Origin of the sequence: Nocardia sp. CA-128927 (assembly GCF_050955855.1) — a bacterium.
Lineage (GTDB): Bacteria > Actinomycetota > Actinomycetes > Mycobacteriales > Mycobacteriaceae > Nocardia.
Genome location: NZ_CP192087.1, coordinates 10,117,009 through 10,141,669 on the forward strand (window position 1 = coordinate 10,117,009; position 24,661 = coordinate 10,141,669).

Below are 24,661 nucleotides of genomic sequence, written 5' to 3' on the forward strand. Positions count from 1 at the left end.
TGCAAAGATCCGCTGTCCTAATACGCTTCTGCTCGAGCTGATCTCGGGGGATCGAGTTCCACCACAAACCTAGGAAGTGAGGGGGGCGTATGTCGACGTCCGATGACGGTACGGAAGCCAACAGACCGACGTTGGTGTCGGTGGTGATTCCGGTGTTCAACGGCCTGCCGGATCTGGGCGAACAACTCGCGGGCCTGGCCGAGCAGGACTACTCGGGGCCGTTCGAGGTGATCATCAGCGACAACGGTTCGACCGACGGACTTCGCGCGTACCTCGACGGGCATCCGCTGACCGAGCGACTCCGGTTGCGCCACTTGGACAGCTCCGCGCGACCGGGCGGCCCGTACGCCCGCAACGCGGGCACCGCCGCCGCGGCCGGTGACTTCATCGCCTACACCGACCAGGACGATCGCGTCCATCCCGGCTGGTTGAGCGCGCTGGTCCGCGCCGCCGCCGACTACGACGCGGTCGGCGGGCCGATCGAAACGGAAACGCTCAACAGCCCGGAGGTGGCCGCTTGGCGGCCGACGCCCGCACCGGAGGAGCGGTTCACCACCCAGTATCTGCCGTTCGCGCACGGCAACAACGTGGGCATGTGGCGCAGCACCTTCGACAAGCTCGGCGGCTACGACGAGACCATGCTCGGCGGTGGTGACGACGTCGACATCTCCTGGCGCATCCAGCAGGCCGGGCTGACCCTAGGGCACGCGCCCGAGGCGATGGTCGCCTACCGATTGCGCACGACGCTGCGGGCGACGTGGCGGCAGGCGGTCGGATATGGGCGCACCTCTACCGAGGTCTACGTCAAACACCGCGCCCTCGGCTGTCGGCGATTGCCGCTCGCGATGACCTGGCTGTCGATATTGATCGTGTTGCGGCACAATCCGGTTATTCCGTTGACGCGCACCCGGATTCCCACGGGACTGTGGGTGCTGCACGCCGGTGTTCTTGTCGGGCGGATCCGCGCCAGTGTGCGGCACCGCACTTTCTACGTTTAGCGAAATCGCAACGGCCGAGTGGGGAGGCACTGGGGAGTGCCTTTCCGCTTCGCGCGGCATTCACCAGTTCCCTTACGGCACTGCCGATCCCGACTATGATCCGTCACAAAGCGCGCCGCGTTTGCCGACACCGATACCGCGGTCGCTTGCCCGCGTTCCGGTCGGCGACTTATCGTCTTTGGCACATTAAGAGCTCGAAATGTTCTCTCTGCCATGACGTTTGATTACTGATCAGTATGCCGGCCCCTGCTGCTCAGGCTATTAGGAGCGCAATGATCAACAAACGAAAGCTGACGGTACTCGGGGCAGCAGTAGGGATCGCACCTCTCCTGGCGGTGCTGTTCCCGGCCGGTCTGGCCAATGCGCACGGTTACATTTCTTCGCCGCCGAGCAGGCAGGCCCAATGCGCGGCAGGCACCGTGTCCTGCGGCCCGATCAAGTACGAGCCACAAAGCGTCGAAGGGCCGAAAGGTCTGCGCAACTGCAACGGCAATCTTTCCCAATTCGCCGAACTCAACGATGACAGCAAGCCGTGGAAAGTGACCACCGTCGGCAATTCGGCGGCCTTCACCTGGACCAACACCGCGCGGCACAGCACTTCCAATTGGGAGTACTACATCGGCAGCACGCGGGTCGGCGTGGTTCCGGGCAATAACCAGCAGCCCGGCCAAACCGTCACGCACACCGTGAATTTCGGTAACTTCAGCGGCCGCCAGAAACTCCTGGCCATCTGGAACATCGCCGACACTTCCAACGCCTTCTACGCCTGCGTGGATCTCAACATCGGCGGAACTCCCCCCACCACGACCACGACCACCGCCCCACCCACCACCACGACAACGGTGCCGCCGACAACCACGACGCCACCCACCACCACCCCCTCCGGCTCCAAGCCATGGACCGCAGGCACCAGCTACGCGGCCGGCAACGAGGTCACCTACGACGGCCTCCGCTACCTCTGCCGCCAGGCCCACACCGCAAACCCCGGCTGGGAACCTCCCAACACCCCAGCCCTATGGCAAAAGATCTGAGCCACCCCCGTCCCGGGCCTCGACCCCACGTCGAGGCCCGGGACGTTGCCTGCCTAGGGCCGCGTGAGGGCTGCGTAGCGGGCTAGGTGGTGGTCGGTGGAGCCGAATTCCTGGTCGATGGCGGTCAGGCGTTTGAAGTAGTGGCCGATGGCCAGTTCCTCGGTCATGCCCATGGCGCCGTGCAGTTGGACGGCGTTCTGGCCGATGAAGCGGGCGGCGCGGGTGATGGTTACCTTGGCGGCGGAGACCGCGCGGGCGCGCGTCGGGGTGTCGGCCCCGAGGGAGTAGATCGCCAGGTAGACGGCGGCTATCGCTTGTTCGAGTTCCATGTACATGTCGACCATGCGGTGTTGCAGGACCTGGAAACTGCCGATGGGCTGCCCGAATTGCTTGCGCTGCTTGACGTATTCGAGGGTGTCGGCGAGGACCTTGCGCATGCAGCCGACCGCTTCGGCGGCGATGGCCGCGATCGCCTCGTCCACGGTGGGTTCGATGGCGACCCAGGCGGTTCCGTCGACGCCGAGCAATGCGTCGGCGGGTAGCCGGAAGTCGGTGAAGACGATGTCGGCGGCGACGCGGTCATCGATGGTGCGGTACGAGTGCACCTCGACGCCGGTGGGTGGGTTGTCCGCGTCGAATTCGGTGCAGAACAACGAGATACCGTGTTCGTCGCGGCGGCTGCCGGAGGTGCGGGCGGTGATCAGCAGGTGGGTCGCCAGCGGCGCGCTGGTCACGACGGTCTTCGTGCCGTCGATAAGCCACGAATCACCTTCGCGCCGTGCGGTAGTCGACACGTCGTGCAGTGTCTGGCCCGAAGTCGGTTCCAGCGCGGCGAAAGCGGTGCGCACGTCGCCGGACACGATCTGCCGCAACAGTGCATCGGCCCGCTCACCACCGGATCGGTTCAACAACCCGGCGCCGACGACGACCGTATCCACGAACGGCTCGACCACGAGTGCCCGCCCCAGTTCCTCGGCGATCACCATCAATTCGATCGGGCCGCCGCCCATCCCGTCGACCCGCTCGGGCAGCGTCGCGCCCAGGATGCCGAGTTCGTCGGCGAATCCGCGCCACACCGCGGGCTGCCAACCGGCGCCGACCTTCGCCGCGGTGCGGCTCTTCGCCAATTCGTATCGGGCGCCGAGGAATCCGGCGACCGCGGTGCGGAGCAGTTCCTGCTCGTCGGTAAGGGTGAAGTCCATCAGAGCCCCAATGCTGCTTTGGCGAGGATGTTTCGCTGAATCTCGTTGCTGCCCGCGTAGATCGAGCCGGCTCGGTCGTTGAAGTAGCGCAACGGCGCGACGGCTTGCCAGTCCGCACCACTGCGGTAATCGTCGGTGGGCGGGGTGAATTCCGCGATCGGCCCACCCGGTTTGGTGGCATGCGGCTGATACACGCGCCCGCGTGGACCGGCGGCAGTCAAGGCCAGTTCGGTCAATTTCTGGCTCAGCTCGGTCGCCAGAATCTTCAGCATCGAGGAAGCCGGTCCGGGATTGTGGCCCCGCGACATCGCCGAAATCGTGCGGTACTCCAGGATTTCCAGCACCTCGGTGCGAATCCGCGCTTCGGCGAGCTTCGCCGCGAACGCCGGATCATCGATCAGCGAATTGCCGTCCGGCCCGGGCTGTTGGGCCGCCTCGACGGCGATCTCCTGCGCCATCGCCTGCAGGTACGGCGCCATCGCGCCGCCACGTTCGTGCACCAGCAGGTACTTGGCGACGGTCCACCCGTCATCGATCTGCCCGAGTACGTTGCGCTTCGGCACCCGGACGTTGTCGAAGAAGACCTGGTTCTGCACCTGCTCGCCCGAGGTCATCACCAACGGCCGGATCTCGATGCCCGGTGTGCTCATATCGATCAGCAGGAACGTGATGCCCTGCTGCTTCTTCCCCGCCCGCGAGGTACGCACCAGGCAGAAGATCCAATTCGCCTCGGTCGCATGGGTTGTCCAGATCTTGCTGCCGGTGCACACGAGGTCGTCGCCGTCCTCGACGGCGGCCATCGTCAGCGAGGCCAGGTCGGATCCCGCCTCCGGCTCCGAATACCCTTGGCAGAAGAAGACTTCCCCGGTCAGAATCCCCGGCAGATAGAACGCCTTCTGCTCCGGCGTCCCGTACGCGATGATCGCGTGCGCCACCATCTTGATCCCCATCGGCGACAACGCGGGCGCCCCCGCCAACGTCGACTCCCGATTGAAGATGTAGTGCTGCGTCAAACTCCACTCGCACCCGCCGAACTCCACCGGCCAGGCCGGTGCCGCCCACCCCCGCTCGTGCAGGATCCGCTGCCACGCCATGCTCGCCTCGTGGTCCGGATACACACTCGTCGCCAGCCGCCCCGCCCGCCGCAACTCCGGCGTCAGCTTCGCCTCGAGAAACTCCCGCACCTCGTCCCGAAACGCCAATTCCAACGCTGACCAGTCGTAATCCATCTGCCCTCCCAGAGGGTCCGCACCATTGCATCGCTCCCGACAGCCGACCGAAGCGAGACAGACCAAAGCCCTGTCCCCCGCACCCTACCAAAACTGATGTCAGCTGCCAGCACTTGCTGGATGGCGTCAACGACAGGTGCTGCGCTCACCGATCTTGACCACGGACAGCACAGCGTCCCCCTCGCCGATCAACACCCCGGGCGCGGGCGTCTGCGCGACAACGATCCAATTCGCATCGAGCACCTGCATCCGCCCCTTCCCGGTCGCATCGGTCGACCTCGAATACCAGACCCCGCCCTCCTGGATCTTGTCCTGCGCCGCCTGCAGGTTCATACACACCACGTTGGGCATCAGCGCCTGAGCAGCAGGCGCGGGTCGCACAGGCGACGGAACCTCCCGCCGGACCGAGGTTTCCGGGACAACGACGGCAGGCGACGCAACAACAGGGGGTATCACCGGTGCAACAGCCGTGGTTGTCGATGTAGTCGCGGAGGCGATTACGGACTTACCTTTGTCGCTATCCGCCGCACAGCCACTAGCAGCAACCACGACCAATCCGCATATCCCCGCGATCGCCAACCCCTGCGCCGATGCCCGCCTGCTCCGCGTGACCAAGCGCTTTTGCGGCAGCCCATAGGATTTCGAATGTTGCGGTCGACACGACATCATGTCGTTCCTGCTCCCTGTAGTGGGTGGGAGGCAAACCTACTGCCGAACCCCCGCGCGCGATGTCGATCGATTGCCCGACAAACCGTGAAACGCCACTACCGCCACGGCCGCATCTCTCCGGCTTCATCTGGCGGCTTTGGGTCATCCCCGGCGTGGAACCTCTTGCAGAACAGCGATTTTGGATAACACCATGGCAGCCTTGGATAGCATGGCGAAGTGCAACCCAGGCTCGTGACGTTCGATGAGGCGTATTTCGCAGACCCGCATCGGGCGGCGGCGGAGTTGGCGGATGACGGGCCTATCAACCGGTTTACCTCGCCTTCTGGCACGCAGGGGTGGCTGGTGACCAGTTATGAGCTGGCGCGGACGGTGCTCGCGCACCCTGAGGTCGGTAAGAGTCCCAGCGCCATGCTCGGGGCCACCAGTCCTATCGATCCGGACTCGGTTGCTGCCAAGATTCAGAATGCCGCTACGCGGGCGCTGAACAGCCATATGCTCGGCGCCGACCCTCCTGAGCACGCCGTGCTGCGCGCTGCGGTAGCCGAACGGTTCACCCCGGCCGCTACCGCCGAAATCACACCGCGGATCGAGGAATTCACCGCTCAGTTGATCGATGCGATGGATCCTGCTCGGCCGGTGGATCTGGTGCAGGACTTCGCGTTTCCGCTGCCGGTGGGCATCATCTGCGACATTCTCGGATTGCCGAGGCGACACCTGCGGCGTATCGGGCATGCGAGCAGCGTGCTGAGCGATCTCATCGTTGCCTCGCCGATCGAGCAGCGTGGCGCGGCAACCGATTTCATGCGGCTGATCCTGCCTTACCTCGCACTTCGCCGATTTCGGCCACGCGACGATTTGCTCACGGCCATTGCCGCGCAGCACCGCAACGGCGTACTCGACGTGTCACAGTCGATATCGACTGTCGCGCTGCTGCTGATCGCGGGCCACGAGACAACGTCCAACCTGATCATCAACACGACGCTGGAGCTGCTCACCAATCCGGTCGAGCGTGAACGTATTCGACTCGACCCGGACCGGATCGGCTCAGTCATCGACGAGACCCTGCGCGCCGACCCACCGGTTCCCGTCACCACCCTCCGCGAGGCGAAATCCGATTTCGACCTCGCCGACCAGCGCATCCACCGCGGTGATTGGATCCTGGTCTCGCTGCTCGCGGCCAATCACGACCCGGCCGTCATCAAAGACCCCGCCGAGTTCGACCCCGATCGGAAACCGAATCGGCACTTGGCCTTCGGCCACGGCATCCACTATTGCCTCGGCGCCCGCCTCGCACGCACCGAGGCCCGAATCGCCCTCACCCAACTCTTCGAGCGCTACCCGAATCTCACCCTCGCCGAGCCGCGCGAAAAGCTCTCCTGGCGGCAGAGCGTCGTATTCCGCCGATTGCAGCGACTACCCGTCCGCTTGGCGCCCACGCCAAACCCTTGACCTGCATCGTCGTGACCGAAAGCCGCCGAATTTGTTGTGGCGGTGATAGTTCGGAGCACCTAGATTGGTGCGGTTCGAACGCGAGAGGGAATCGATGAGCAGCAATAGAGTCGGCAGCGGCGACGATCTGAATGTGGTGGGGTTTGTGATCACGGGGCTCGATGAGCCCGCACTGATCGACGTTCCGGCCGAAATCGACGACGGCATCGAGCAGGCGTGGGGAAAGGTGTTCCGGCAGCGACGGATGCCCGCCGAGAACGTGCTGGAGATCCATGCGGAGTGGGCGCCGTCGGCGGCCGACCAAGAGTTCATGCAGCAGAACTTTCCGAATCTCGGCGGGGTGACGTTCATTTTCGAGCGGCCGGAGCCCGGCGACTGGCCCGCGGCACTCGAGCACGCCGCAGAGGTGCGCGCGGTAGTGATGAGCAGGGCAACCACCCAGAACCTGCTCTCGAACTTCACGGCGCAGGACGACCCGGAAGCCGCTGCGCCGGTGCTGATTCCGATGCTGCGCATGGTCCAGCTGCCGCCACCGATGTCCGCCTCGCGAGAGCTGATCCCCAACCAGTTGTATCTGCTGGCCGCCCGGGTCGCCCCGACCCCACGCGGCACGTTGAGCATGAGCTGGGTGTTGCAGAACCACGTCGACAGCGGCGCGGTCGACTTCGATGAAGAACTGGCGGAGGCCTTTTCGAACCTTTGGGACCGCCTCCGAATCGGCGTCGGCGCGGACGCGGAGGGAACCAATCAGCTGCTCTCCTTCGAAGGGCAGACGACGACCTTCATGCCCGCCGCCGCGATCGCAACGCCGAACTTCCACGACCGACTGGCCGAGCACCTCAGCGGTGATCGCTTCGTAGCCGGGATCTCCTGCCACGACAAACTGCATGTGGTGCGCGCGGACTCGAGCTGGGTCGACGACCTCGAGCAGATGGTGTTCGCCGCCGACCACGTCGAGGAAGACCTGGTCCCGACGCTACTGCTGATCGAACCCGACGGAATTCGCATCCTGAAGCAGAACGGCACACCCCTGATGTGAAAGCGGCTAGCACCCTTCGAACAGGGCCTTGACGTACCCGGCGGATTGATAGATGTAGTCATAAGCCCAGCGCGCCACGGAGAGCCGCGGTGCCGGATCGGCGAAGAGAAGCTCACCAGCCCAACACTTTCCGAGAATGTAGCGAGCTCGGGAGATGTGCGGCGTGAAGGTGACGACGATGACCCGGTGCCAGCCACCGGCGCGAGCCAAACTGGCGAGTTCGCGGCCTTCGCCCCGGGTGGTGCGCGGCGACGGGTCGAAGCACACCACCTCGAAGCTGTAGCCGCCGTGGCAGATTCGATTGATCATGGCGCTGTGTTCGTAGGGGTTCGAGACGAGAACCCGCGGCGCCAGACCTTCGTGCGCCAGGCGCAGTGCCAACTGTTCACGACCGTCATGGGCGCCGCCGAGCACGAGAATGGCATCGGCGGGGGCCGGGGCATCGGTGCGCGGACGCACGTAAACGGGCCGCAGGGCAGTCACAGTGACCGCGACGACGGCGACGAGGACCAGCCCGATCCTGACCAAACGGCGACGTCGCATCCGATCGATGCTAGCGGCGTCTGCCCAGGTCAGGGCGTCCAGCCCGAGGTATGTCGCCACATGTACACCTACCGTTGCCGTGACCCTTGCCTCGGTGACGTGGCGTGGCCACCGGCAGGGCTTATCAATCGATCATGCGATGCACAGTCTTCGGAACCGGGTACCTCGGGGCCACGCACGCAGCGTGCATGGCCGAGCTGGGGCACGACGTGATCGGGGTGGATGTCGACCCGGGCAAGGTCGCGAAGCTGTCCGATGGCGTGGTGCCGTTCTACGAACCCGGGTTGGAAGATGTGCTCCGGCGCAACCTCGACACCGGCAGGCTGCGATTCACCACCTCCTACGCGGAAGCGGCGGCACACGCCGACGTGCATTTCCTCGGGGTGGGCACGCCGCAGAAGAAGGGCGAGTACGCCGCCGACCTGAAGTATGTGCACGCCGTGGTCGACACGCTGGCGCCGATGCTGGAGCGTCCGTCGGTGATCATCGGCAAGTCGACAGTGCCGGTCGGCACCGCCGCGGCGCTCGGCATCAGGGCCCGCGAGCTCACCTCGACCGACGTCGAGGTGGCCTGGAACCCGGAGTTCCTGCGCGAGGGCTTCGCGGTGAAGGACACGCTGCGCCCGGATCGCCTTGTGCTGGGGGTGGATCGGGACCGCGCCGCCGCGGGCTGGGTCGAGAACCTGGTGCGCGAGATCTACGCGGACCTGATCGCCGACGACGTGCCGTTCTTGCTGACCGATTTGGCCACAGCAGAATTGGTCAAAGTGTCGGCGAATGCCTTTCTGGCAACAAAGATTTCGTTTATCAATGCGGTATCGGAAGTGTGCGAGGCGACCGGCGCCGATGTGACCATGCTGGCCGACGCACTCGGCTACGACGCCCGCATCGGCCGCCGATTCCTCAATGCCGGACTGGGTTTCGGCGGTGGCTGCCTGCCGAAGGATATTCGGGCCTTCATGGCGCGCTCCGGCGAACTCGGCGCCGACCACGCGGTGGCATTCCTGCGCGAGGTCGACAACATCAACATGCGCCGCCGCACCAAAGTGGTCGACATGGCGGCGCGCGCCTGCGGTGGTTCACTGCTCGGCGCGAATGTCGCGGTGCTCGGCGCCGCGTTCAAACCGGAATCCGACGATGTTCGCGATTCGCCCGCGCTCAATGTGGCCGGAATGATCCAGTTGCACGGCGCGGTGGTAACGGTGTATGACCCTAAGGCGCTGGAGAATTCGCGCCGGGTGTTCCCGACTTTGAACTACGCGACCTCGGTGAAGGAGGCGTGTGAGCGAGCCGACGTTGTGTTGGTGCTCACCGAATGGGACGAGTTCACCGCACTGCGACCGGGGGATCTGAATCGGGTAGTTCGGACAAAGTCGATCATCGACGGACGGAATTGTCTCAATCGTGCCAACTGGCGAGCCGCCGGATGGGTGTACGCGGGACTCGGCACGCCGTAGAGTGGCGTCGCGAAGGCGGGGTCTACGGCCGGACGAATAGTCCTGCCGTATGCACAGGCGCTCGTCGACGGTATGGTCCGGGGAGCGGGCCTTCGCGCTGGCTCGCATGTCGTGAAGTGTGAACGAGATGGGCAGCTGATGAGTTCGGTACTGGGAGTTTCGGTGGGGGCCGGCGCTGTCCGTATGGCGCGACCACACACCGCGAACCCCCACGGCCACGTCGAGGCGCACTCGTTCGATCTGCAGACCATTCCGGTGGCCGAGCAGACCGTGGAAGAACTGGCCGCCGAGGCGATCGGCGTCACCCTCGAAACCACGCCCGGCATCGCCGCCACCGCCATCGCGTACCGCAGCGAGCAGCACGCGCGCGCGGTACGCGCGGCCATGGCGCGCCAGCAGCTGACCAACTACGAACTCGTCCCCGAAGTCGTCGCCGCGCTCGAATTCGCCCAGTCCACCGGCGATATCCGGGGCATCTCCTCGCTGGTCGTGTACGACCTCGGCAGCTCCGGGCTCACCGTCAGCGTGGTCGACACCCAGTCGCGCGAGGTGCGCTACAGCGAACGCACCAGCGATATCAGCGGCGACTACCTCGACTCGCTGATCCGCGAACAGCAGATCGCCTCCGGCCGGATCGCGCATCCGCCGGACGACGCCGGTCTCGCCGCGCTGGACGGACTGTGCCGCGAGGCCAAGGAGCAGCTGTCCAGCAACACCGCGGTCGCGCTGCCCAGCGAACAGGGCCTGGTGTTGCTGGCGCAGGAGAACTTCGAGTCGCTGATCATGCTGGCGATCGAATCGTCGGCGCGGATGGCGCGCGACGTGATCACCCGCTCCGATCGTCCGGTGCACGGCGTGCTCGCCATCGGCGGCTGCGCCCGGATCCCGCTGGTGGCCAGGGTCCTCGAACGCTGGATGGGTGTTCCGGTGATCGTGCCGGAAAGCCCGGAGACGGTCGTCGCCCGCGGTGCCGCACTGCTGGCCCGGCCGGTCATGCCGGAGCCCGTGGTCGCCGCCGCGGCCCTCGACGCCGAGTTATCTCCCGCCTGGTTATCGACCCCGCCCAAGCGCCGCAAGCGGGAGATCAGCGGCGCGGTGCTGACCGTCAGCGCCCTCGCGGTGGTCGCCGCGATCGGGCTCGGCCTCGGCTACGGCCCGCAAGTGCTGCAACGTGATTCACACAGCGAGGGCTCGCCGTCGGCGCCGACCACCACCGCGCCGCGCACCACCACTCTCGACCCGCAGATCGCGGTCGCACCCGCCACGCCGACCGAGACGCCCGCGGAGTCGATCGCCGCACCACCGCCGCGCCGCGGCGTCACCACCGAACCCCCGCCGCCGCCCGCGCCCGGCCCGAACACCATTGTCGTGCCCGGTCTTCCGCCCATCGTGGTGCCGACCATCCCGCCCGAGGTGTTCCCCTTCCCGCCGCCTCCCCCGCGCTAGCTCGCCTCGGCAGCGGGATCAGTTGCGTGCGTGCCGGGCTCGACGCGGCGGCTCGACCTGCTCCCGCCTGCCGAACGGCTTGGCGAGAATCACCGCGATGGCCGTGGTCAACGGCACCGACAGGGCCAGCGCGATACCGCCGACGGACGAACGGGCGATCTCGATGGCGACCGCGTCACCGGTCAGCACGTCCCGAATGGATCGGCCCGCGACGCTGAACAACATCAGCAGTGGCAGCGCGCCACCGGCGTAGGCGAGCACCAGGGTGTACACGGTGCTGGCGATGTGGTCGCGCCCGACGCGCATGGCCGCCGTGAAAACCTCACGCCGAGTGGCCGACTCGTCGATCGCGGCCAGTTCGAACGCGGCCGACGCCTGCGTGATGGTGACGTCGTTGAGCACACCGAGCGAGCCGATGATGAACCCGGCGAGCAGCAGCCCGGTGATGCTGACGTGCTCGATATAGGTGGCGACGTTGGTGTTCTGTTCCTCGGAGAGCCCGGTGAGGTGCGTCATCTTGATGGCGACCCAGGACAGCAGCGCCGCGACCAGCATCGAGGTCAGCGTGCCGAGCAGCGCCGAGCTGGTGCGCAGGTTCACCCCGTGCGCGAGATACAGCACGGCGTAGAGGATCAGCGCGCCCGCGACCAGCGCGACCGGAATCGCGGGTTTGCCGTCCAGTAGCGCGGGCAGCAGGAACATCACCAGCACGGCGAAGGCGAACACCAACCCGAGCAGTGCGCGCAACCCGCGCCAGCGCGCGACCACCACGATCACCACCACGAAGGCGGCCACGATCAGCATCAACGGCAGACCGCGCGAGTAGTCCTCGAACGAATACATCGGGGTGCCGCTGGGATCGGTCTGCCGCACCAACCGCAACTTGTCGCCAGCGTGCAGATCGGGTTGTCCTGGGCCAGGCGGGATTTCGAGCAGCGTCTTGTTGCCCTTGTGCGGCCCGGACTCGATGTCGATCAGGCTGCGCTGGCAGGTGTAGGAGTTGTTGCGCGGTGTGTCCGGCTTGTCCACGAACACCTTGCCGATCGACGCGCTGCCGCACGGCCCGATGTCCTGCATGACCACCGTGCCCGCCTCGGTCTGCACCGCGCCGCCGCCCGCGTTCTGCATCGGCAGCGGAATGTCGATGTGCTGGTTGCTGGGCCATAGCAGGACGGCGCCGAGTAGCACGAGAGCGCCGATGACGGTGAGCAACCCGACGACAACGCGGGCGGCGGTGTCACCGATCGCGATCGGACCGGAGTGGTCGTGGTGATGGTGATGCTCGGTCATGACTGCGCGGGGCTCCTACCCTGTCCGTCGTATGCGCTGGGTGGTTACCCAGCGGGCAGGAACGGCCGTTCAGCCCGAGTCGGCTGCCCGCAGCCGAGCTTAAAGGATTTCATTTTCAAAAGCGGCGCGGCGACCGGAAAGATCGAACCGGAGTCAGCATCCGAGACCGGGCAGACGGTCTCGGAGGGGGCGGCGGAGAGCAGGGGGATGTCTCCGCCGCCCACAGGCCGGCGGCCCAGGGGGGTAGGCGGCCGAACCCGAGACCGGGTTAACCCAGGGGGGTAGGCAACCCGGCCGGGCACTCGAAAGTGCCGAGTCCTACTGTACACAAAAGTACTTCTAATGCGCTAGCTAGTCTCCAAACTTCGCTTATATCCATACATTCGGTCGGTTTAAGCGCTAGAAGCGGGGCGACTCGGGCGCCGGGATGGTTTGCGCGGCCTATTGCCGATAGTTCGACAGGAAGTTGCCGAACCGCTCGATGGCCACCGCGAGGTCCCTGGCCCACGGCAGCGTGACGATCCGCAGGTGATCATGGTCCGGCCAGTTGAAGCCGGTGCCTTGCACCATCAGGATCTTCTCCTGCAGCAGCAGATCCAGGATCAGCTTCGAATCGTCATGGATCTCATGCACATTCGGATCCAGCTTGGGGAACGCGTACAGCGCGCCCTTCGGCTTCACGCAGGACACACCGGGAATCATGTTCAGCCGCTCCCACGCGACATCCCGCTGCTCCAACAGCCGGCCGCCGGGCAGGATCAGATCCTCGATGCTCTGATGCCCGCCGAGCGCGACCTGAATCGCATGCTGCGCAGGCACATTCGGGCACAGCCTGGACGAGGCGAGCAGGTCGATGCCCTCTAGCAAACCGGACGCGTGCTCCTTCGGCCCGGTGATGGCGAGCCAGCCCGCGCGGTAACCCGCCACCCGATACGCCTTGGACAGACCGTTGAACGTGAGGCACAGCAGATCCGGCGCGACCGAGGCCAGCGAAATGTGCTTGGCATCGTCGTAGAGGATCTTGTCGTAGATCTCGTCGGCCAACAGCAGCAACTGATGCTTGCGCGCAATATCGGCGAGTTGCTGGAGAATTTCCGCAGAATATACGGCGCCGGTCGGGTTATTCGGATTGATCACCAAAAGAGCCTTGGTCTTGTCGGTGATCTTCGATTCGATATCGGCGATGTCGGGCTGCCAGCCGCTGGACTCGTCGCACAGATAATGCACCGGCGTGCCACCGGCCAGGCTGGTCATCGCGGTCCACAGCGGGTAGTCGGGCGCCGGGATCAGCACCTCGTCGCCGTTGTCGAGCAGCGCCTGCATGGTGATGGTGATCAGCTCGGAGACACCGTTGCCCAGGTAGACGCTGTCCACGTCCAGTTCCGGGAAACCGGGCACCAGCTCGTACCGGGTGACGATCGCGCGGCGGGCGGACAGGATGCCCTTGGATTCGGAGTAGCCCTGGGCATACGGCAGCGCCGCGATGATGTCGCGCATGATCACGTCGGGCGCCTCGAACCCGAACGGGGCGGGGTTGCCGATATTGAGCTTGAGGATCCGATGCCCCTCGGCCTCCAGCCGTGCTGCCTGCGCGTGCACCGGTCCACGAATCTCGTAGACCACGTTCTGCAGCTTCGTGGACTGCTCCAGAACGCGCGGCGGGCGATGCGGTAGATGACTTGGGCTCACCCGTCCCATGGTGCCATCCATCGCAAACGGATATAGCCCCGCTTGTCATGAATTGCCCGTATTTCACTGGGACGACGCGAGTGCGTCCGCCGCGGCTTCCAGCGATGTGACGAGGACCTCAGGAAGGCGGGTTGCCAGGTGGTATCCCTTTCGCGGCCGTGGTCCCACAGAATTCTTCGATTCGCTCGTCCAGGAAGCGCGCCTCGACCGCGTCCCGGAAGTCCGGGCCCGCGATCCGCCTGCGCACCCCGGTCAGCCGTTCCTCCAACTGCGCGAGTCGCTTGTCCTCGGCGAGACCGAGTACCGGCCGCAGCGCCTCGGCGGCCCCATCGAGGCTGCCGTTGATCAGGTGCGCGGCGGCGCAATCGACCCGGGCCAGCGATTCGGCGCCGTAGGAACGCTGATCCGAGGGTCCGCTCGCGTACAGCTCGATGGCCCGCTGGGTGGCGGTCAACGCGGCCTCGGCCTGCCCGAGATGGATGTAGGTGGCGCCCGCGTAGTACTGCGCCTTCGCATCGTTGAACCCGAACACGCCGCCCACCTCGTCGTGCAGCGTGTCGGTCGCGGACACCTCGCGTGCGTCGTCGGCGGCGCGGATGCAGCGATCCGCCTCGCCCGGACTGCCGAGCCTCGACCAGATCCTGGCCTCGATATTGAGCAGGCGCACCTTCGCCGTCGCGGACTCGGCGAACTCCTGCCCGCTCTGCGCGAGCACCACGCCCCGCCGCGGCCGCTCCGACCAGTACTCGATCAGCGCGTGCATGCCGCGGGTCCAGGCCCGCAACCCGTTGTGGCCGCACAGTTCCGAGTAGGCCCAGGCCGCTCTGATCTGTTCACCCGCCGAGTCGTAGTAGCCGAGGTCGGTACTCGCGTTGGCGAGCAGACCGGACAGCGTGCCCGCCAGCAGGTACAGATGACTGGTGTCGACGGGTCGCTGATGTCCCTCGAGCAGCCGGTACACCCGGCGCCGGACCCGCAGCATCTCGACCATCATCGGCACCGGCGGGACATGCACGTAGTCGTTCGCGATCCGCGTGACATCAGCGTCGAGCTGTTCCAAGGTGGTAACACCCACGTTTGAACTCTCGGCCTGGCCAGCGTGCTCGCTGGCCTCATGGGCAGCCGCCATGATCAGATCCCTCTCCGAAATCGCTGCTAACGCATCGCCTCTCATCGCACCGGCGTCTATGAGAGCCAAAAGGTCCGCGTCGCTCGAATATTGGACGCGCGCCGAGTCATCGGCGGGCGCATCGATTCCAGGCGGGGTCGGTCGGTCGGCCATCGATTGATCGATCATCGCCGCAAACCGTGCCCGCACAACGTCGTCCGACCTGGCCAGGGAGGTATCGAGAGCGGCTTGATTGATCGGACGTGGATGGACCCGGACGCCGCCGGCCTCCCACTTCGACACCAGGCGCTCGTGTACCCCGAGGTGGGCCGCGAACTGCCGGATGCTCATGCGCTTGGCATCGCGAAGGGCACGGGCCTCTTTACCTGACCATTGCCGGACCACGATGTCATCCCTTCCGAACGAACTCTTTCCCAGGGTACGAGGGGTTTGTGGGCACGGCCACATACGAAATAGAGCTGGTATCAGAGAGATCCGAAACGAAGCTGGTCGCAGAGGCAGCGGAAAGGCAGCAGAAGGCGGGCGTGCGGGCAATACCGGATCGGCGGTCTGACCGGGACCCTTGAGACGGGAGGCAAGGAGTTCGCCGTGAATGTGGAGAAACTCAGGACTGTTGACGATTGGGTGGCGTTCTATCGGCACGAGTTCGGGCTACCGGTGACCGAGCGTGGCGGCTTCGTCATGCTGCCGATCACCGGCCGCGTCTGCGTAGTCCACTTGCCTACCGCTCGTGCCGAAAAGGTGCGGGACGCACTGGATCAGCAGGGGTCCAGGGGGCCCATGCTGGCCAGGCAGATCCGGTGGAGTTTCCTCGCCGAGCCGGACAGTAGGCCGGGAACGCAGGTATTGGAGGTGCTCAATCGTCTCGATATCGGCATTCCCGCCATCGGCAGTGCCGTGATGTTGCCGACCGGCCTCGGACGGTGGACCCGGGAAGGGTGCTTCTGGGTATCCCCGCCGAGACGCGGCGACACGCTGCCACCGCTATCCGTCATCATCACGACGGCGCTGGCGGTGGGAGCGGGCGGCGGGGACTGATCACGCGCCGCGATCGGTTCCCGTTGCCGCCCGGTGCGGGACCGGGCCGAGTCCGCCCCTTTCTTGGCAGTCGACGGGGCGGACTCGGGCCGGTGCTTTGGTACGTGCGGCGGGAGAGGTGTCAATGACACGAGACGTGACCACGCAGTCGCGCCGCCAGCAGGCCGAGCGCCGGGCCGACACCGAGGCGAAGCTGATCGACGCGACGATTCAGTGCATCATCGACATCGGCTACCCGCGAACGTCGGTGCGGGAGATCTGTCAGCGCGCTGGTGTGTCGCACGGCGGGCTGTTCGGTCGATTCGACACACTGTTCGACCTGATCGCGGCGTCCGCGGTGGAGGCGGGGCGGCGATTGACCGCCCAGTTCATCGCCGAGATCGCCGAACTGCCGGACGGTTCCGACCTCGGCGCGATACTCGAACTGCTGCGCGACTGCGCGCGCGTGCCGACCAACGCGGTCTGGATCGAACTGAACGTCGCGGCCCGCACCGATCCGGCGCTGGCCGCGCAGCTGGCCGTCGCCCGCGCCGACTACGGGGCGGCCATCGTGGCGCATGTGGTCACCCTGCCGCTGGCGGCCGGGGTGCCGGCCGAGGCGTTGCTCACGGTGGGATCGATTGTGCTGCAGTACTTCGACGCCAGTGCCAGCACCCGCGCCGCGTTCCCGACGCCGGAACGGGACAGCGTCCAGTTGGCGGCGTTCACCACGATGGTGCGGGCCTACCTCGACTCCGTCCGAATCGAATGACCTTTGCGGGTAGCCGCTTCAGTGTTGCGCAGTCTCCGTCGGTCACGGAATCGACCGAGTGACAGTCGATTTCGACGATGCGCGCTCTACCGCGATTTCGCGGCGTCCACCACGTCGCTGGGCAGCGGGAAGTTCAGGTAGGACTTCGACGGCGTCGGCCCACGCTGCCCTTGATACTTCGAGCCGGTGGTGGCACTGCCGTACGGGTGTTCGGCCGGGCTGGTCAGCCGGAGCAGGCACAGCTGACCGATCTTCATGCCGGGCCACAGGGTGATCGGCAGGTTGGCCACATTCGACAGTTCGAGCGTGATGTGGCCGCTGAAGCCGGGATCGATGAAGCCCGCGGTCGAGTGCGTCAGCAGGCCGAGCCTGCCGAGACTCGACTTGCCCTCCAGCCGACCGGCCAGATCGTCGGGCAGCGTGCACACCTCGAGGGTGGAGCCGAGCACGAACTCGCCGGGGTGCAGCACGAACGGCTCGCCCGCGGCGGGCTCGACCAGGCTGGTCAGCTCGTCCTGGCGTTGCGCGGGATCGATGTGGGTGTAGCGGGAGTTGTCGAACACCCGGAACATCCCGTCCAGCCGCACGTCGATACTCGACGGCTGAATCAGGCTCTCCAGGAGCGGCTCGACGCCGAGACGCCCAGCGGCGATCTCCGCACGGATGTCACGATCGGAAAGCAGCACGCGGAGCAGCGTAGCGCCTGCTCGTCGGTGCTCGTCAGGCGCACAGCGACAGCGCCGTTCCGGGGCCGCGCTCGCCGCGCGACGAGACAGCGAGGCCGTTATTCTCGCATTCGTTCGAGCACTGGGGCACGACGAAGGGAACGACCGGATGACCGAGGCTTCGCTTTTCGACCTGACCGGCCAGGTGGCCGTCGTCACCGGCGGCAATTCCGGCATCGGCCTCGGCTTCGCCCGCGGACTCGCCCGGGCGGGTGCCGACGTGTGCGTCATCGGTCGCAACGCCGAACGCAATGCCGACGCCGCCGACATCCTGCGCGCCTATGGCGGCCGGGTGCTCGCGCTGTCCTGCGATGTCAGCGACGAACAACAGGTGATCGACGCCATCGCCAGGACGGCCGACGAACTCGGCCGCATCGATTCGTGCTTCGCCAATGCCGGTGTGACGCAGGGCATCACGCCGTTCCTGGAGACCGACCTCGCCGAGTTCCGCCGGGTCACCTCGATCAACCTCGACGCCGCGTTCGTCACGCTGCGCGAGGCCGCGAAGGTCATGGTCGCCCAGGGCGACGGCGGCAGCCTCGTCGGCACCGCCAGTCTGGCTGCCCGCCAAGGTGTTCCGCGCGGACAGTCCTATGCGGCAAGCAAGGCCGGGCTGATCGCCATCATGAACTCCATCGCCGTCGAACTCGGCAAACACGGCATCCGCGCCAACTCGGTGCTGCCCGGGTGGGTCGAAACACCCATGACCGACGGCATTTTCGGGTGGGACCGGTTCCGCGACCGCGTGCAGCCGCGCATCCCCGCCAAGCGCTGGGGACGGCCCACCGACTTCGAGTCGGTCGCGGTGTACCTGGCGAGCCCGGCCAGCTCGTACCACACCGGGGACACCCTGCTGATCGACGGCGGCTACAGCATGTTCTGACCGTTCCTCAGCCAATCCTCAGCATCGGGATGGGATCGTGGGATGGTGACCACGAATCCCGCACCGGGCCGGATCTGGAACCGGGTGCCTCCGCTCGCCGTGCCAGCTGCGGTTCTGGCCGTTTTCGTCGTCGGACTGACCAGCAATGTCATCGGGAAAGACGGACTCACCGCGATCGACGCGCCCATCTCCGACTGGGCCATCGCGCATCGCAACGGCGTGCTGACACCGCTCGCGAAAACAATCAGCAATCTCGGTGGCACCGTCGCGATGACCATTCTGGCGGTACTGGCCGTGCTCGTCCTCGGCTGGCGTGGGTACCGGCGGGCGGCCGCGCTGATCGCCGCCACCGGCCTCGGTGCCTGGGTGCTGGTGGACGGCGGCAAGAACCTCATCGGCCGGACCCGCCCGCCTATCCACGATCACCTCGTCGTCAAAACCAACTTTGCCTACCCGTCCGGCCACAGCCTCGGCTCGATCGCCGTGATCGGCGTCCTCGCCATACTGCTGATCCCCCGGCTGCGCCGCCCGGCCGCTCGCTGGATCGTGGGCATCGCCGCCACCATCTTCGTTGCCGCAGTGGGCCTTTCCCGCATCTACCTCGGCGTGCACTGGCCGACGGACGTGCTCGGCGGCTGGTCCCTCGGTGCGCTCTGGGTCATCCTGTGCTTCAGCGCTTACCGGTACTTCATCCAACGACAGGACCGTCTCGAACAACCTCGCGATGCCGCTCAGCTGCGCGACGCGGTCTAGCCGCACGGATACCGATCTGGTCGAATAAGGTCTTGGCGGCGAGGGGGTTTCGCCGGTTTCGACGTGCCCCCGCCGGAACTGGTCGAGGAGGCGTTGTAGTGGTGGACGGATTGGTCGAGCGCGGGTTCGAGGCGGTTCGGGATGCGTTCGCGCAGGCGCAAGCCGAGGACGAGGGTGCCGCGCAGCTGTGCGTCTACCGGCATGGCCGCGTCGTCGTCGATCTCTGGGCCGGGCAGAACCCGATATCCGGTAAGGCGTGGGACGGGGACTCGCTGTCGATACTGATGTCGGTGTCGAAGGGGGTGACCGCGACCTGCGTGCACATCTTGATCGAGCGGGGACAGCTCGAGCTGTCGGCCCCGGTCCGCGAGTACTGGCCGGAGTTCGCGGCCGGCGGCAAAGCCGACATCACCGTGGCCGAACTACTGGCGCACCGAGCCGGCCTGCCCGGTTTCGACCCGGCGGCCGAGATCGGCGCCCAGGACCTGACGGACTGGTCGATGTGCACGACCGCGCTCGCGTCGATGACGCCGCTGTGGCAGCCGGGGACCGCGTACTACTACCACTCGATCACCTGGGGCTACCTGGCCGGTGAGCTGATCCGGCGGGTCTCCGGCAAGGGCGTCGGCGACTTCCTCGCCGCCGAAATCGCCGGGCCGCTCGAGTTGAGCCTGTGGATCGGGTTGCCGGAAAGCGAAGAGCCCCGGGTGGTTCCGCAGTTCAGCCGCAAGCAACAGCCCACACCCGAACAGGTGGCGGCGGTGCTGGCCGGGATGGGCATCGACGTCGACGCGCCATTGATCCGCACGCTGCTCGCGGCCGTGGCGACCCGGGAGGACGGGGTCGCTTTGCTCAACACCCGCGAAGGCCATGCGGCCGAGGTCCCGGCGGGCAACGCGATCGGCAACGCCCGCTCGCTGGCGCGCATGTACGCGGCGACGATCGGCGAGGTGGACGGCATCCGGCTACTCTCACCGGCGACCGTCGATCGAGCACGGCAACCGCAAACCGACGGGCTGCGCGGACCGGCACCCCTCGACATCCTGCCGGTGACCCACCGCTTCGCCAACGGCTACGAGATCGAAGGCCCTGCGCACGCCATGCTCGGCAGCGGATCGTTCGGCCACGTCGGCACCGGCGGCCGAATCAGCTTCGCCCACCCGGAGTCCGGCGTCGCGGTCGGCTACACCTGCACCAACATGATCTGGGACGACGTAGCAGGCCCCGACCCACGCTGGCTGCCCTGGATCGCCGCACTTCAGGAAGCACTCGACTAGCCGAACGCGCGGATCGGTACCGCGACCCTCGACCGAAGAGATGCCCGCCACGGTGACGGGCATTCGCGCAGGTCAGACGCAACTACCAGGACTTTTCTCGCCGGTAGGCGGACTCTGCTAAAGTCTCGGAAGTACCTTTACCGGTCTGCCGATGTAGTTCAATGGTAGAACTTCTGCTTCCCAAGCAGACAGCGCGGGTTCGATTCCCGTCATCGGCTCTTCGAGACAAAAGCCCTGGCCAGGGATCCTGGTGCGGGGCTTTTTCGTTGCGCAGTACCGGGGGGTGAGTCGGGGTGGCTCGGTGGGGGGATGTGGGCGTGGGATGGGTGGGCCGACTATCTGGGGCATGTTGTTGCGTCGCAGTGTTTTGGTTGTGGGTCTGGCTGCCGGGCTTTGTTCGGGGGTGCTGGCCGCTTGCACGTCGGAGGCGAAGCCGAGTGCTTCGCTGAGTTGGCAGCCCTGTCCGGAGAAGGCCGAGTTCGACTGTGGCACAGTCACTGTGCCGATCGATTGGGCGCAGCCCGATGGGGAGAAGATCGATGTCGCGGTGGTGCGGGATCGGGCCGGCGAGCCGTCGCAGAAGGTGGGGACGTTGGTTTCGTTGCCCGGCGGGCCCGGATCGTCGGGGGTGGACGACATCATCAAAGGGGGAAAGTTCTCCGCTGAGTTGCGGGCGCGGTTCGATATCGTCAGCCTCGATCCGCGTGGGGTGAAGCGGAGCCATCCGGTGCTGTGTGACGCGGGGCTGGCCACGTATCGGCCGAACCTGATCCCGGACCTGGGTGGGCGGATCGATGAAGTCCATTCGTATGCAAGGGATCTCGCGGAGAGCTGCCGGAAATACACCGGGCCGCTGATGGATCACCTCGATGCGGCGAGCGTCGCGCGCGATGTCGAGGCGCTGCGGGTGGCGCTGGGCGAGGACCAAATCAGTACCTACAGCCGGTCTTACGGGACGATGCCCGCGCAGTCGTATGCGGAGCTGTTCCCGAAACACTTGCGGGCCATGCTGATGGACAGCGTGGACGATCACAGCCTGGACGGTCGAGCGTTCCTGGCCAGCCAAGCACGGGCAGCCAAGGACACTTTCGGCGAATTCGCGGCGTGGTGTGCGCGGGATACGCAGTGCGCGTTGCACGGGACGGCGGTCGACCGGATCTTCGACGATGTGTACGCCAAGGCCGCACGCGGCGAGCTGCGTGACGTCACCGACGCAACCAAACAGCTCGGAGCGATCGACCTGAACACACAGATCGTCAAACGGCTCTATCGTCCCGAATGGTCAGGACTGGCAACGGATTTGCGGGCCTGGGCCGACCAGCCCGCCGGTAGCCCGCAGCCGCCCGCCTCGTCGCAGCAACAAGGTAGGTCGGCGCCGCTGCCGGAGATCATCTTCTGCTCCGACTGGCGTTTCGACATCGCGGACCAAGACCAGTGGGCACAACTGTGGCGCGAACAGAACGACAACGCCGCACCGCTGCGCGCCCACTTCGCCTGGAGCGCAGGTGCTATGTGCTCCGGCTGGCCGATCACGCCGCCGAATCCGGCGCACCGCCCGCAGATCGTAGACGGGCCACCGGTTCTCATCATCAACTCACTGCACGACCCGGCGACACCGCACGAGTGGGCAGTGGGCGTCGCGAAGAACACGCCACGCGCCACCCTGCTGACCTATGAAGGCTGGGGCCACGGCATCTACGACCGCTCCCCCTGCACGACCACGGCCGCCGACCACTACCTGATCAACCTCACCATCCCCCGAACAAGCTGCCCCGCAGCCTGATCGGACTCGCTACGACGTAACGGCCAGTCGCCAGAGGGAGGTGACTTCCGCGGCCCGAGCCGCGTGCAGCGGATCGGTGGCGTCCTGTGCGCGGGGATGGCGCGGGGTGGTGTCGGACTTGTCGATGACGCGCAGGCCCGCCGAGTCGATCAACGCGAGCAGGTCATCACGGGTACGCAGTCCGAGATGCTCGGCAAGATCGGACAGGACGAGCCACCCTTCGCCGCCCGGCTCGAGATGGGCGGCCAGACCCGCGACGAAACCGCGGAGCATGCCGCTGTCCTGGTCGTACACGCCGTGCTCGATCGCGGAGGTCGGGCGGGCCGGTAGCCACGGCGGGTTGCAGACGATGAGGTCGGCACGGCCTTCCGGAAAGAGAGCGGGGCCGACGATATCGACGGACGAGGTGAGGTCCAGCCGTTCGATGTTCTCGCGGGCGCAGGCCAGGGCGCGCGGGCTGTCATCGGTGGCCACGATGTGGCCGACGCCGCGGCGGGCCAACACGGCGGCCAGCACGCCGGTGCCGGTGCCTAGGTCGAAGGCGGTGTGCACGCCGCGGCCGGTCGTCGGCAGCGGAGTCTGCGCGACCAGATCGATGTACTCGCCGCGAATCGGGGAGAACACGCCGTAGTGCGGGTAGATGCTGGCGTCCAGCGACGGAATCCGCACACCCTTCTCCCGCCACTGCGCCGCGCCGAGCACGCCGAGCAGCTCGGTGAGCGAGATGAGCATGGGCTCGTGCGCCGGCCCGTACACGTCGTCACAGGCCTTGCGCACGTCGGGAGCGCGGCGCAGCGCGAGCGCGTGATCGTCCTCGAGCTGGACGACCAGTTTGCCGAGCACACGCGCACGATGGTTGCGCGCCCGGCGCTGCAACCGGAACGTCTCCGCCGGACTATCGCCTGGTCCAGGGGCTTTCCGGTCGACGCGGCGGCTCATCGCCTGAAGCAGCTGGCGGGCGTTGTGGTAGTCGCCGCGCCACAGCAGCGCCGTGCCTTCGCAGGCCAGTCGGTACGCGGTCTCGGCGGTCATCCGGTCGTCGGCCACCATGATCCGGGTCGGCACCGGCGTGGCGCTTTCGGAATGCCAGGGGGCGGATCGGACGGTATCGGCTTCGGTCCAGGTCATCGTGGACATCGGTGACTCCATGCCCAATGTCATGACCGACCCTTCCGAATAGATGCATTCCAGTTTCCCATACGCCTGGCGAACCGCCACGACCAGGGCCGATAGGGGTTGTTCAGCTCGCGATATCGCCGCGCTCCCTGGCCTCCGCATGCAACCGACGGAATCGACTGCCGTGGAAGACAAGTGGATCGACGTCGGTGCGGGTGGCGATGCGATGGATCCGCAGGATGACGACCGCGTGGTCACCCGCGGGCACATGCGCCTCCGGCACGCCTTCGATCCAGGCGGACGCGCCATCGATGAAGATCGCCTCGCCGGTGCCACGGTGCAATTCGGTACCGCGGAACCGGTCCCCGTTGCGCGCGCCGAGCGAACGAGCGGCGTCCTGCTGATCGGTGCCGAGCAGGCTCAGGCCGAGATGGCCGGCGGCGGCCAGCTTGGGCCAGGTCGACGAGGAATTCTGTACACAGAACGACACCAGCGGCGGATCCAGCGAGACCGGCACGAAGGTGCTCACCGCGAGACCGTGTGGGGTGCCGTCGATTTCGGCACACACCGCGACCACGCCGCTGGGGAAGTTGGCGAAGGCGTTGCGCAAGCCACTGCCGTCCGCGGGAAACTCGAAGAGCTCATGCATGATTCGCCACCTCCGCGGTATCGGCCAGCGCCTGGACGACGGAGCGCCATCGTTCGCTGTAGCGATCGATCACGCCGTCCTCCTGGAAGGTGCGGTCCGACAGATACAGACCCGGCAGCGCCGCGGTCGCGCCGAGTTCCACCAGCACGGGCTTGAGCAACAGGTCCGGCGCGAGTGCGTGCACGGGACCCGCGCCGAGCATCACCGGAACACTGAGGACGCCCGCCAATCCGGTACCGCCGTCGAACTGCTCGAGGAACAGTTTCAACAGTCCGGTGTAGGTGGCCTTGAAGGTCGGGCTGGCGAAAACGACGAGCTCCGAATCGGATACGGTACGCACCGCCGCCGCGACGGCCGGATCGCCCCAGCCGAGCAGCGCGGCACCGAAATCGACCAGGTCGATCACGGTCGGCTCCACCTCGGGACGAAGTCCCTTCGCGACGAGCGTGGCCGCCGTCAAGGTGCGGGAGGCGGGCTTCGGATTGCCTACTACGACCGTCACTGTCACTTTCGTA

Annotated in this window: 23 protein-coding genes and 1 tRNA gene; 13 read left to right on the forward strand and 11 right to left on the reverse strand. The window is 66.4% G+C overall.

Annotated elements, in window-relative coordinates; translation table 11 throughout:
• Positions 1-89 precede the first annotated feature (89 nt).
• Both ACQPW1_RS46930 and ACQPW1_RS46935 read left to right on the forward strand, forming a co-directional pair.
• Entirely contained in the window at positions 90-998 is a 909-nt protein-coding gene (locus tag ACQPW1_RS46930) for a glycosyltransferase (protein ID WP_433660356.1), read from the forward strand.
• Positions 999-1,270: 272 nt separating this feature from the next.
• Entirely contained in the window at positions 1,271-2,029 is a 759-nt protein-coding gene (locus ACQPW1_RS46935; protein WP_433660358.1) for a lytic polysaccharide monooxygenase, read from the forward strand.
• A 53-nt stretch (positions 2,030-2,082) separates the two neighbouring features.
• On the opposite strand, the gene ACQPW1_RS46940 is transcribed toward ACQPW1_RS46935, so the two are convergent.
• The 3 genes from ACQPW1_RS46940 to ACQPW1_RS46950 all read right to left on the reverse strand — a co-directional run bounded on the left by ACQPW1_RS46940 (position 2,083) and on the right by ACQPW1_RS46950 (position 4,793).
• The gene (locus ACQPW1_RS46940) at positions 2,083-3,231 is read right to left on the reverse strand and encodes an acyl-CoA dehydrogenase family protein (RefSeq protein WP_433660360.1); all 1,149 of its coding nucleotides are present in this window, start codon (positions 3,229-3,231) and stop codon (positions 2,083-2,085) included.
• Positions 3,231-4,460 (reverse strand): acyl-CoA dehydrogenase family protein, encoded by a 1,230-nt coding sequence (locus tag ACQPW1_RS46945; protein WP_433660361.1) that lies wholly within the window; start codon positions 4,458-4,460, stop codon positions 3,231-3,233. The genes ACQPW1_RS46940 and ACQPW1_RS46945 overlap by 1 nt, the downstream gene beginning before the upstream one ends.
• A 126-nt stretch (positions 4,461-4,586) precedes the next feature.
• Complete coding sequence (locus tag ACQPW1_RS46950; protein ID WP_433660363.1) at positions 4,587-4,793, reverse strand: calcium-binding protein; 207 nt, start codon at positions 4,791-4,793, stop codon at positions 4,587-4,589.
• A gap of 552 nt (positions 4,794-5,345) precedes the next feature.
• Here ACQPW1_RS46950 and ACQPW1_RS46955 point away from each other — a divergent pair.
• Together ACQPW1_RS46955 and ACQPW1_RS46960 are read left to right on the forward strand one after the other, a co-directional pair.
• On the forward strand, positions 5,346-6,578 hold the full coding sequence (locus tag ACQPW1_RS46955) for a cytochrome P450 family protein (protein WP_433660364.1): 1,233 nt from the start codon (positions 5,346-5,348) through the stop codon (positions 6,576-6,578).
• Positions 6,579-6,672: 94 nt separating this feature from the next.
• Positions 6,673-7,617 carry a hypothetical protein gene (locus ACQPW1_RS46960; protein ID WP_433660366.1) on the forward strand — a complete coding sequence of 315 codons (945 nt, stop codon included), beginning with the start codon at positions 6,673-6,675 and terminating at the stop codon, positions 7,615-7,617.
• Between the two features lie 6 nt (positions 7,618-7,623).
• On the opposite strand, the gene ACQPW1_RS46965 is transcribed toward ACQPW1_RS46960, so the two are convergent.
• On the reverse strand, positions 7,624-8,160 hold the full coding sequence (locus tag ACQPW1_RS46965) for a YdcF family protein (protein WP_433660368.1): 537 nt from the start codon (positions 8,158-8,160) through the stop codon (positions 7,624-7,626).
• 134 nt (positions 8,161-8,294) lie between these two features.
• Between ACQPW1_RS46965 and ACQPW1_RS46970 the strand changes: the two genes are divergently transcribed.
• Both ACQPW1_RS46970 and ACQPW1_RS46975 read left to right on the forward strand, forming a co-directional pair.
• Entirely contained in the window at positions 8,295-9,617 is a 1,323-nt protein-coding gene (locus ACQPW1_RS46970; RefSeq protein WP_433660370.1) for a UDP-glucose dehydrogenase family protein, read from the forward strand.
• Between the two features lie 138 nt (positions 9,618-9,755).
• The gene (locus tag ACQPW1_RS46975) at positions 9,756-11,063 is read left to right on the forward strand and encodes an Hsp70 family protein (RefSeq protein WP_433660371.1); all 1,308 of its coding nucleotides are present in this window, start codon (positions 9,756-9,758) and stop codon (positions 11,061-11,063) included.
• 18 nt (positions 11,064-11,081) lie between these two features.
• Here the strand turns inward: ACQPW1_RS46975 and ACQPW1_RS46980 are convergent, their stop codons facing one another.
• The 3 genes from ACQPW1_RS46980 to ACQPW1_RS46990 all read right to left on the reverse strand — a co-directional run bounded on the left by ACQPW1_RS46980 (position 11,082) and on the right by ACQPW1_RS46990 (position 15,117).
• Positions 11,082-12,353 (reverse strand): YibE/F family protein, encoded by a 1,272-nt coding sequence (locus ACQPW1_RS46980; protein WP_433660373.1) that lies wholly within the window; start codon positions 12,351-12,353, stop codon positions 11,082-11,084.
• A 441-nt stretch (positions 12,354-12,794) separates the two neighbouring features.
• Positions 12,795-14,051 (reverse strand): pyridoxal phosphate-dependent aminotransferase, encoded by a 1,257-nt coding sequence (locus tag ACQPW1_RS46985; protein WP_433660374.1) that lies wholly within the window; start codon positions 14,049-14,051, stop codon positions 12,795-12,797.
• Positions 14,052-14,160: 109 nt separating this feature from the next.
• Positions 14,161-15,117, reverse strand: a complete 957-nt coding sequence (locus ACQPW1_RS46990; RefSeq protein ID WP_433660376.1) for an XRE family transcriptional regulator — start codon at positions 15,115-15,117, stop codon at positions 14,161-14,163.
• A 642-nt stretch (positions 15,118-15,759) separates the two neighbouring features.
• Here ACQPW1_RS46990 and ACQPW1_RS46995 point away from each other — a divergent pair.
• Entirely contained in the window at positions 15,760-16,209 is a 450-nt protein-coding gene (locus ACQPW1_RS46995; protein ID WP_433660377.1) for a hypothetical protein, read from the forward strand.
• A gap of 124 nt (positions 16,210-16,333) precedes the next feature.
• Positions 16,334-16,960: a TetR/AcrR family transcriptional regulator gene (locus ACQPW1_RS47000; protein ID WP_433660379.1), complete on the forward strand. Its 627-nt coding sequence runs from the start codon at positions 16,334-16,336 to the stop codon at positions 16,958-16,960.
• An 86-nt stretch (positions 16,961-17,046) separates the two neighbouring features.
• Here ACQPW1_RS47000 and dcd read toward each other — a convergent pair whose 3' ends face one another.
• Positions 17,047-17,646, reverse strand: a complete 600-nt coding sequence (dcd, locus tag ACQPW1_RS47005) for a dCTP deaminase (protein ID WP_433660381.1) — start codon at positions 17,644-17,646, stop codon at positions 17,047-17,049.
• Between the two features lie 148 nt (positions 17,647-17,794).
• Here dcd and ACQPW1_RS47010 point away from each other — a divergent pair, with 148 nt between their 5' ends.
• The 5 genes from ACQPW1_RS47010 to ACQPW1_RS47030 all read left to right on the forward strand — a co-directional run bounded on the left by ACQPW1_RS47010 (position 17,795) and on the right by ACQPW1_RS47030 (position 22,381).
• Positions 17,795-18,568 carry an SDR family NAD(P)-dependent oxidoreductase gene (locus ACQPW1_RS47010; RefSeq protein ID WP_433660383.1) on the forward strand — a complete coding sequence of 258 codons (774 nt, stop codon included), beginning with the start codon at positions 17,795-17,797 and terminating at the stop codon, positions 18,566-18,568.
• 42 nt (positions 18,569-18,610) lie between these two features.
• Entirely contained in the window at positions 18,611-19,321 is a 711-nt protein-coding gene (locus tag ACQPW1_RS47015; protein WP_433660385.1) for a phosphatase PAP2 family protein, read from the forward strand.
• 98 nt (positions 19,322-19,419) lie between these two features.
• Positions 19,420-20,598 (forward strand): serine hydrolase domain-containing protein, encoded by a 1,179-nt coding sequence (locus tag ACQPW1_RS47020; RefSeq protein WP_433660386.1) that lies wholly within the window; start codon positions 19,420-19,422, stop codon positions 20,596-20,598.
• A gap of 147 nt (positions 20,599-20,745) precedes the next feature.
• A tRNA-Gly gene (locus tag ACQPW1_RS47025) sits at positions 20,746-20,816 on the forward strand.
• A 281-nt stretch (positions 20,817-21,097) separates the two neighbouring features.
• A complete protein-coding gene (locus tag ACQPW1_RS47030) occupies positions 21,098-22,381 on the forward strand; it encodes an alpha/beta hydrolase (protein ID WP_433660388.1) in 1,284 nt (427 codons plus the stop codon).
• 9 nt (positions 22,382-22,390) lie between these two features.
• Here ACQPW1_RS47030 and ACQPW1_RS47035 read toward each other — a convergent pair whose 3' ends face one another.
• The 3 genes from ACQPW1_RS47035 to ACQPW1_RS47045 all read right to left on the reverse strand — a co-directional run bounded on the left by ACQPW1_RS47035 (position 22,391) and on the right by ACQPW1_RS47045 (position 24,654).
• Positions 22,391-23,518, reverse strand: coding sequence for a methyltransferase (locus ACQPW1_RS47035; protein ID WP_433660390.1), 1,128 nt, complete (start codon positions 23,516-23,518; stop codon positions 22,391-22,393).
• A 103-nt stretch (positions 23,519-23,621) separates the two neighbouring features.
• Positions 23,622-24,146 (reverse strand): flavin reductase family protein, encoded by a 525-nt coding sequence (locus tag ACQPW1_RS47040; protein WP_433660391.1) that lies wholly within the window; start codon positions 24,144-24,146, stop codon positions 23,622-23,624.
• Positions 24,139-24,654 carry an NADPH-dependent FMN reductase gene (locus ACQPW1_RS47045; RefSeq protein WP_433660392.1) on the reverse strand — a complete coding sequence of 172 codons (516 nt, stop codon included), beginning with the start codon at positions 24,652-24,654 and terminating at the stop codon, positions 24,139-24,141. The genes ACQPW1_RS47040 and ACQPW1_RS47045 overlap by 8 nt, the downstream gene beginning before the upstream one ends.
• Positions 24,655-24,661: the final 7 nt, after the last annotated feature.

Excerpts from the sequence above, each read along its gene's own strand:
- ACQPW1_RS46965 (WP_433660368.1), bottom strand. The coding sequence starts at position 8,160 with ATGCGACGTCGCCGTTTGGTCAGGATCGGGCTGGTCCTCGTCGCCGTC.
- ACQPW1_RS46940 (WP_433660360.1), bottom strand. The coding sequence starts at position 3,231 with ATGGACTTCACCCTTACCGACGAGCAGGAACTGCTCCGCACCGCGGTC.
- ACQPW1_RS47000 (WP_433660379.1), top strand. The coding sequence starts at position 16,334 with ATGACACGAGACGTGACCACGCAGTCGCGCCGCCAGCAGGCCGAGCGC.
- ACQPW1_RS46975 (WP_433660371.1), top strand. The coding sequence starts at position 9,756 with ATGAGTTCGGTACTGGGAGTTTCGGTGGGGGCCGGCGCTGTCCGTATG.
- ACQPW1_RS47035 (WP_433660390.1), bottom strand. The coding sequence starts at position 23,518 with ATGTCCACGATGACCTGGACCGAAGCCGATACCGTCCGATCCGCCCCC.
- ACQPW1_RS46935 (WP_433660358.1), top strand. The coding sequence starts at position 1,271 with ATGATCAACAAACGAAAGCTGACGGTACTCGGGGCAGCAGTAGGGATC.
- ACQPW1_RS46945 (WP_433660361.1), bottom strand. The coding sequence starts at position 4,460 with ATGGATTACGACTGGTCAGCGTTGGAATTGGCGTTTCGGGACGAGGTG.
- ACQPW1_RS47010 (WP_433660383.1), top strand. The coding sequence starts at position 17,795 with ATGACCGAGGCTTCGCTTTTCGACCTGACCGGCCAGGTGGCCGTCGTC.
- ACQPW1_RS47040 (WP_433660391.1), bottom strand. The coding sequence starts at position 24,146 with ATGCATGAGCTCTTCGAGTTTCCCGCGGACGGCAGTGGCTTGCGCAAC.
- ACQPW1_RS46980 (WP_433660373.1), bottom strand. The coding sequence starts at position 12,353 with ATGACCGAGCATCACCATCACCACGACCACTCCGGTCCGATCGCGATC.
- ACQPW1_RS46950 (WP_433660363.1), bottom strand. The coding sequence starts at position 4,793 with ATGAACCTGCAGGCGGCGCAGGACAAGATCCAGGAGGGCGGGGTCTGG.
- ACQPW1_RS46985 (WP_433660374.1), bottom strand. The coding sequence starts at position 14,051 with ATGGGACGGGTGAGCCCAAGTCATCTACCGCATCGCCCGCCGCGCGTT.
- ACQPW1_RS46960 (WP_433660366.1), top strand. The coding sequence starts at position 6,673 with ATGAGCAGCAATAGAGTCGGCAGCGGCGACGATCTGAATGTGGTGGGG.
- ACQPW1_RS46930 (WP_433660356.1), top strand. The coding sequence starts at position 90 with ATGTCGACGTCCGATGACGGTACGGAAGCCAACAGACCGACGTTGGTG.
- ACQPW1_RS46970 (WP_433660370.1), top strand. The coding sequence starts at position 8,295 with ATGCGATGCACAGTCTTCGGAACCGGGTACCTCGGGGCCACGCACGCA.
- ACQPW1_RS47015 (WP_433660385.1), top strand. The coding sequence starts at position 18,611 with ATGGTGACCACGAATCCCGCACCGGGCCGGATCTGGAACCGGGTGCCT.